This window comes from Methylobacterium bullatum, from assembly GCF_014845095.1.
GTDB lineage: Bacteria > Pseudomonadota > Alphaproteobacteria > Rhizobiales > Beijerinckiaceae > Methylobacterium > Methylobacterium bullatum.
In genome coordinates, this window is sequence record NZ_NKUG01000124.1 from 1 (window position 1) to 7,410 (window position 7,410).

Genomic DNA, 7,410 nt, shown 5'->3' on the forward strand with positions numbered 1-7,410 from the left:
CCCCGCAACCAAACACACCAAAACACCACACGCAAAAGCCCGCAGCGTCAAACGCCGCGGGCTTTTGCGTGTCAAATGCCTGAGAGAGAAAACAAACGCTGTCGCTGTCGAACTGCTCAGGATCGGGAAGAGCCGGCCCGCAAACCGCAGACTTGGCAGCGCAGTCATTCGATCCGAGCGAACAGGACTCGAAATAGTTCCTCCGCTTGACACAGCCCCTCGTCGGTCAGCACGACCGACTTCGCCTTGCTCGCCGGGTCGGAGATCATCCCCTTCCGGTGAAGGCGTTCCATCGCGTTCCAGTCGAAGCCCTTCCAGGCACGACGCTCATCGTGAAGCGTCAACCGCAGGAGCGCTAGAACAGCGGCGTCGATTTTCTCCTCGTCGATGTCCATCTTCACAAACCTCTTATGCAAAGCCCGAAAGCGCTGTGGTCTTCACCGGATGCATAGGATGAGCCTCATCGAAAGAGCAGGTAAACGCCCTCTTTTCGAAATCCGCCAAGGCTGATCATACCCCAAACAGCTATGAGCGCGAGGTCACGGCCGCCTTGTGCGGATAAGTCCGATCACGGATCTCATCACTGAAACCAATCGCCCATACTCTGCTGGATGGCAGCACCATGGATTTGGCGGTCTACTCGCCAAAAATACTTTCACTCTCCCCAACGGTCGTTCCGAACGGAAGCGGTCATCGAATTCTCCGGTTCACATGCTCACCTGCAGGAACTCGACGGCGGGGCCGGCTTCAGGAGTGAATACGGCTGCGGTGAGGAGGCATCCAAAAACACAGGCCGTGTCGACGTTCGTTCGGAAGGGATGAACGTCCGGCCTGCCGGTCTTTTGCGGGGTGTGGCCGTGGACGACGTGCTTGCCGAAATCGAAATCCTCGGTGAGGAACGGCTTTCGGATCCAGAGTCTGGCCTCCACGTCCGGGTCGATACCGGGCCTTCCGGGGCGAAACCCGGCATGGACGAAATAGCGCCGCTCATCCTCATGGACCGTGTCGAGGCCCGACATCCAGTTGAGCGCATCGCGCGGCAGCTCCTCCGGATCGCGGATGCCGAATGACGCCAGCGTACTTCGACCGCCATTCTCCAGCCAGGCGGTGACGCCGAAGGGCTTTTCGTAGGCATCGAGCAACATCCGCTCGTGATTGCCCATGAGAAACGTGGCTTTCTCGCCTCCCGTCCGATCGAGATCCTGAAGGATTCGCAGGACGCCGGCACTGTCCGGTCCGCGATCGATGTAGTCGCCGAGAAAGACGAGGCGGTAGTCGCGACCACCGCAATGATGAGCGATCTCCGCCAGGAGTCGCTCGAGGGCATCGGCGCATCCGTGGATGTCGCCGATGGTGTAAGTCAGACGAGTCATCGCACTCCCGGCCGCGACCGCCGACGTTCGGCCTTGCGCGTCGCCGTCTCTCTTAGATGTTTCTCGATGACGGCGTTGGCCCGGCCGCGCATGGCACGGATCTGTTCGTCGTCGTCGAAGGTTTCGGGGAAGCGGCGCGACAGCCAGAGATAAGCGCTCGCCAGCCGCACCGTCCGTTCCTGATAATCGAGTTCCCCGCTGAGATTGACACGCAACGCCGGAACGGTCGTGCGCGTGGCCCGAGCCTGCGCCCAGCGTTCCAGCATGGCGATGGCGATCTCATCGCGCCGGTTGACCGGGCAGACCGAGAAGGCGAACTTTTCCTCGATCGGCAAGGCAGCGCGGTCGATGACCTTCGCGACATCGAGGATTTCGTCGAGGGCGGAGGGCTGGAACGGCGACCCTGCATAGAAGGTGGACCGCGCGAAATGCGTCATGACCTCGCGCAGGCTCGCCGTGCGCATCTCCTCCGCGACGGATCGGATCGCGATCAGATCGGGGCGCACGAAGAAGCGCGTATCGGCGGCCGGTGCCGTCGGCGCTCCGGCGAGCGCGGCGCGGATCGGTTCGATGCCAACGGCGTCGGTGGCGGCGACGTAACCGACATCCTGATGGCCGAAGCGCCCGGCACGCCCGGCGATCTGACGAATCTCGGAATTCGTCAATGCACGCTCGCCGACCCCATCCCATTTGCGGGTCGCGGAGAAGACGATGCGCTTCAGGGGCCCGAGGTTGAGACCCATGCCGATCGCATCCGTGGTGACCAATACGGTGGCCTCGCCGGTGCGGAACCGTGCGGCTTCCGCTCTCCGAACTTCGGGAGACAGGGCGCCGTAGATCGTCGCCACGCTGTGACCGGCGGCGACCAGGATCTCGCGATTCTCATGCACTGCGCGTCGCGAGAAGGCGACGACCGCGTCCCCTGGCTCGACGTCCTCGAGGGGGACGGGCTTGTCCAGAAGGACGAGGGGCGTCTTGCGAACGAAGGTGATGACCTCGAGCGATTCGTTGGCTGCCTCCGCCGCGCGCCGGACGGCGGCGAGCGCATCGTCGGACCCGCAGACGACGACGGTCTTGGCCGGGATACCGAAGAGGGCGTTGGTCCAGGCCCAGCCGCGGTCAGGATCGGAGAGCATCTGGATCTCATCGATCACGGCGACATCGACGGGCCGGATCAGATCCGCGGTCTCGATAGTCCGCGATGTGTGGGTCGGCCTGTCTTCGCCGAGTACTTCCTCGCCGGTCACCATCCCGGCCTTGAGGCCCCGCTCGGCGAGCCCCTCGTAATTCTCGAGGGCAAGGAGCCGCAGCGGCGCGAGATAAGTCCCCGTCGGGGCCGCTGCGAGTAATTGCAGGGCCGCGTAGGTCTTGCCCGAATTGGTCGGCCCCATATGGAAGATGATGCGACGGCCGAGGCGCCGGGCGACCGTGAATTTCTCGATGTAAGCACCGAACCCGACCTGATCGCGCAGGCGGCGCAGGCGGGAATCCTCTCGCGCGACGACCTTGGCGCGTTTGCGCACCGGGGCCAGGGTGTCGCTCATGGAACGGCCGAGATTCGGCCCGGCATGGAACACCCGCGAGCGGAGGGAACGGTCCATGTGATCGATATAGGTGACGGCGTCGGCGCCGACCTCGCGCAGATCCCCGGTGATCGCGTCCCTGAGGCGTTCGATGAAGGCGTGGAGCGTCTGTCCGGTCCGTGCGGTGATCTCGGCCACGGCGGGTCGCAACGTCTCGATGCGCCAGGTCGGGTCGTTGCGCTCCGCCATGCCGGCGACGATCTCGGCCGCGACGCCCTCCAGGGGAACCTCCACCCGCACATCCAGACGGTTGCCATCGAGGAGCGGCAGCAGCACGCGCACTCGCCACAGGAGGGTATCGTTCTCGGCGACCGTGACCTTGAGCCCGGGCACGCTCTTGCTCACCGCCGCGGCGCCTGTCCTCGCGAACGCGCTTTGCGCCTTCATGCGCCGCAGCCCTTTGCCGACACGCGCATCCTCGACATAGCCACCGAATTCCGGAAGATCGAGGTGAAGCCGCAGTGCCTCGATGTCCACCGACCGTGGCGGAAGCCCGAGACGGGCGACGACGTCCCTCAGGATATCGACGGTGGGTTGAGCGCGCTTTCGCGCCATGGGCATCGATCCTGGACAATCGTTCGTGGAGCCGCTTCGACCCGGCATCGTCTCGTGGGTCTACACGAGGCGAATGCGGAGCCATGGCGACGCTGCCCGATCTCAGGCCCGCCGCCTATCCCGGAGATGTGGATAAGGCCGCATTTTTACGCGGCGGATCGAGCGTCGCGACAGGAATGCACGATTTGGCCGCATGGCGTTGAACCGGCCCAAGGTTTCGCTGGTTGTCGAGACAACTCACTGCTTCCTCGATGACCGAAGGCAAGAACCTGCGCGCGTCTATTCTCCTTTTCGATCGATCGATTCTGATCTTTCCGTACCGGAACTCGGATCCCGCCACGTGCGACGAGGAGGAAGCGGACAAACGACGGATGTTCGCGTCGGGGTGTCATACGATCGAGTGCAGGCCGAAATCTGTCCGGCCTCCTGGTCCCATGTCATGAATGGTCGGTATCGAGGCGCGACGGCCGCACGGAGAGGATGAACAGCGTGGACCAGCCGATACGGGTCGCCCACAGCATTGTCGATGCCGCGAGGATGGTCGCACGGGCCGCCGCCGCGCGGGCGGCCGAACATGACCATGATGGCGGGTTCCCGGCCGCGGATATCGAGCATCTGCGTACGCTCGGCCTGCTCGCCGCGCCGATACCGCGGGACGAGCAAGGCGCCGGCCTCGGCGAGGAGCCGGGCGCCTCGGATCTCTGCGATGTGCTGCGTATCATCGGGAGCGGAAGCCTGGCGCTCGGTCGACTCTACGAGGGCCATGTCAACGCCCTTCAACTGGTTGCACGATATGGCGACGCCTCCCAGCGCACCCGTCTTTTCGCCGATGCGCGAGGGGGGCATCTCTTCGGTGTCTGGAACACCGAGCCCGCGGATGACGGGTTGAAGCTCGTCGAGCAGCCCGGTGGCTATCGTCTGAGGGCAGGCAAGATCCTCGCATCCGGCGCGGGCTTCGTCACCCGTCCCCTGGTCACCGCCCGCACGATCCCCGGCGACCGCGCCTTCATGGTGGTGCCCGAGCTCGCATCCGGCACGCGGGCCGATCTCTCCGCTTGGCGGGCCCACGGAATGCGCGCCTCGGCGACGGGAAAGGTGGATCTCACCGGGCTCGAGATCGCACAGGACGGTCTGCTCGGCGAGGCGGATTCCTATTCCAAACAGCCGTATTTCTTCGGCGGCGCCTGGCGTTTTGCCGCCGTCCAGCTCGGGGGGATCGAGGCCGTGCTCGATATCTGGCGCGACCATCTGCGCCGGACCGGGCGAGGTCACGATCCGCATCAATCGGCCCGGCTGGGGGAGGGGCTCGTCGCCACCGAGAGCGCCCGCCTCTGGGTGGAGCGCGCCGCGCGCATCGTATTCGAGGACGACCTCCGCCCTGAGCGAATCGTGGCCTACGTTCACCTGGCGCGAACCGCCGTCGAGGCCGCAGGGCTGTCGGTGCTGCAGCTTGCTCAACGCTCCGTGGGGTTGCTGGGCTTCCTGCGCGATCACCCCCTCGAACGGGCCTCACGCGATCTCGCTACCTATTTGCGACAGCCGGCGCCGGATTTCGCGCTGACATCCGCCGCGCATTATGTCCTTGGTGAGACCGGGTCCGCCGGTGATCTCTGGCGCGACTCCGGAGATGTCCCATGACGCGTCACTCGCAGACGATGCCGCCGGATTATTTCGAGAACCGCTACGCCGACGATCCCGACCCCTGGCAGTTCACCACCAGCACATACGAGGCCGCCAAATACGCGGCGACCTTGGACGTGTTGCCGAAGCCGCGTTTCGCGTCGGCGCTGGAGATCGGCTGCTCCATCGGCGTGTTCACCAAGGCTCTGGCATCCCGATGTGATGCTCTCATCGGCCTCGATACGGCGGAAAAGGCCCTCGAACAGGCGCGTGGACGCTGTGAATCGCTCCCACACGTGCGGTTCGAGCGTCTGCACGTTCCCGGCCAATGGCCGCAGGGCAGGTTCGACCTGATCCTGATCTCGGAGGTGCTCTACTTCCTCGACGCCGACGATATGGCCCATCTGACCAAGCGCATTCTCGATGCCCTCGACCCCGGCGGGATCGTCGTCCTCGTTCACTGGACCGGTCTCACCCATTATCCGCAGACGGGGGACGAAGCCTCGGACATGCTGATCGGCCTCCTCGATGGGGCCATCCGCGTCGACCATCATAGTCGCACCGAGCGGTACCGACTCGATGTCCTCATCCGTATCACCTGAACTCGTCCCGGTGGAACCGGGCGCCGGGGCGAAGAACGGTCCGACCGTATTCCGGCATCCGGCTTGGCTGAGGTTGACCCATTGGGTGAATGCCGCGGCCTTCCTTGTCCTGCTGGTCAGTGGAATCGCCATCCTTCTCGCCCTGCCGCGCCTGTTCTGGGGAGAGACGGGTGCCAACGACGCGCCGGCCTGGATCGAACTGCCGCTGCCGGTGAACCTGGAACAGACTGGCTGGGGTCGGAACCTCCATTTCCTCGCCGCCTGGATCCTCGTCATCAACGGGCTCGCCTATCTGCTACTCATCCTGGCGAGCGGACATCTCCGCAGGAGCTTGGTGCCGGATCGGGATCAACTGTCCGCCCGGCATCTCGCGCGGGAAATCGGCGATCATCTCAGATTGGAGAAGGCGCGCGGCAAGGAGGCGCTCCGCTACAACGCCTTGCAGAAATTCGCCTATCTCGGCGTGGTCCTGATCCTGTTTCCCGTGATGGTGCTGAGCGGGCTCACCATGTCTCCGGGGTTCACGACCGCCTTTCCGGAGCTCTTCAGCCTGTTCGGCGGCCGTCAATCCGCACGGACGATCCATTTCCTGGTCGCCAGCCTGCTCGTCCTTTTCTTGATCGTCCACGTGATGCAGGTCTTCGTCGGCGGCGCCGGTAATCTCCTGCGCTCGATGGTCACCGGGCGTTTCACCATTCCTCCGGAGACGGAACGATGACCGATTTTTCCCGACGGCGCGTTCTGACGGGGTCGGCCGGTCTCATCGGCGCTGGTTTCCTCGGCGGCTGCGACGCGCCGGCGCTGAGCCGCCTGGCGACGCCCTACGATTGGAGCAACGGGCTGACCTTCGCCGTGCAGCGCTGGCTTCTCAGACGACAACCCCTCGTCCGGGAATTCGGGCCCGAAGCGATCTCCGCCGTTTTTCCGACCATCAACACGACCGATCCGGACGCTCCCGCCTACAGAACATCCAAGGCCGTCGGTTTCACCGATTGGAAGCTGCCGGTGACGGGACTCGTCGACAAGCCGGGGGCTTTTTCCCTCTCCGACCTCAAGGCGATGCCGGCCAGGACACAGATCACGCTGCACAGCTGTGAACAGGGGTGGTCGGCGATCGCGGGTTGGACGGGCGTGCCCCTGGCTCATCTCCTCGCCCATGTGGGGTTGAAGCCCGAGGCCCGTTTCATTGTGATGCGCAGCGTCGACGGCTGGTGGGACAGCTACGATCTGTTCGATGCGCTGCACCCGCAGACGATCCTCGCCTACGGCATGAACGGAGGAGACCTGCCCATCGCCCACGGCGCGCCTCTCCGCCTGCGGGTCGAGCGTCAACTCGGCTACAAGAGCCTCAAATACCTGACCCAGATCGAGGCCGTCGAGCACGTCGATGGCTTCGGGAAGGGGAGGGGGAGCATGGTCGCCGAACTGGGCTTCCCCTGGTACGCGGGGATCTGAGCGGCCCTCGAAGGCGGGCGGCTCGCGTCGGGTTTCTGCGGCCTTTGTCATCGACGTGTCGTTTTAGGTGTTGACGCGTCGGGTCGGTCTCCGTATATCCCTGTTCATCGGCGGCGGCCAGCGGGGACTTCGGTTCGGCGGGCGGCTGTTGTGTCTTCTGGATGGTGATCGGATGGATGATCCGGCTGATTGGCTGGGTGATCGTCTGTTTTTGTTGTCTGG

At 64.5% G+C, this 7,410-nt stretch carries 7 protein-coding genes; 4 read left to right on the forward strand and 3 right to left on the reverse strand.

Features of this window, described 5'->3' with window-relative positions; translation table 11 throughout:
- Window positions 1-164: 164 nt before the first annotated feature.
- The 3 genes from MBTS_RS17085 to MBTS_RS17095 all read right to left on the reverse strand — a co-directional run bounded on the left by MBTS_RS17085 (window position 165) and on the right by MBTS_RS17095 (window position 3,511).
- Window positions 165-395 carry a DUF6429 family protein gene (locus MBTS_RS17085; protein WP_192216096.1) on the reverse strand — a complete coding sequence of 77 codons (231 nt, stop codon included), beginning with the start codon at window positions 393-395 and terminating at the stop codon, window positions 165-167.
- A 312-nt stretch (window positions 396-707) separates the two neighbouring features.
- A complete protein-coding gene (locus MBTS_RS17090; RefSeq protein ID WP_056146659.1) occupies window positions 708-1,373 on the reverse strand; it encodes a metallophosphoesterase family protein in 666 nt (221 codons plus the stop codon).
- Window positions 1,370-3,511 carry a helicase-related protein gene (locus MBTS_RS17095; RefSeq protein WP_192216097.1) on the reverse strand — a complete coding sequence of 714 codons (2,142 nt, stop codon included), beginning with the start codon at window positions 3,509-3,511 and terminating at the stop codon, window positions 1,370-1,372. Before MBTS_RS17095 ends, MBTS_RS17090 begins: the two co-directional genes overlap by 4 nt.
- Window positions 3,512-3,991: 480 nt before the next feature.
- On the opposite strand from MBTS_RS17095, the gene MBTS_RS17100 reads away from it, so the two are divergent.
- Genes MBTS_RS17100 through MBTS_RS17115 form a run of 4 tightly spaced genes read left to right on the forward strand, consistent with a single transcriptional unit; the run spans window position 3,992 to window position 7,188 of the window.
- A complete protein-coding gene (locus tag MBTS_RS17100; protein ID WP_147833347.1) occupies window positions 3,992-5,149 on the forward strand; it encodes an acyl-CoA dehydrogenase family protein in 1,158 nt (385 codons plus the stop codon).
- On the forward strand, window positions 5,146-5,733 hold the full coding sequence (locus tag MBTS_RS17105) for a class I SAM-dependent DNA methyltransferase (RefSeq protein ID WP_056146662.1): 588 nt from the start codon (window positions 5,146-5,148) through the stop codon (window positions 5,731-5,733). Before MBTS_RS17100 ends, MBTS_RS17105 begins: the two co-directional genes overlap by 4 nt.
- Window positions 5,711-6,451 (forward strand): cytochrome b/b6 domain-containing protein, encoded by a 741-nt coding sequence (locus MBTS_RS17110; RefSeq protein ID WP_238254302.1) that lies wholly within the window; start codon window positions 5,711-5,713, stop codon window positions 6,449-6,451. The genes MBTS_RS17105 and MBTS_RS17110 overlap by 23 nt, the downstream gene beginning before the upstream one ends.
- A complete protein-coding gene (locus MBTS_RS17115) occupies window positions 6,448-7,188 on the forward strand; it encodes a molybdopterin-dependent oxidoreductase (RefSeq protein WP_018042294.1) in 741 nt (246 codons plus the stop codon). The genes MBTS_RS17110 and MBTS_RS17115 overlap by 4 nt, the downstream gene beginning before the upstream one ends.
- Window positions 7,189-7,410: the final 222 nt, after the last annotated feature.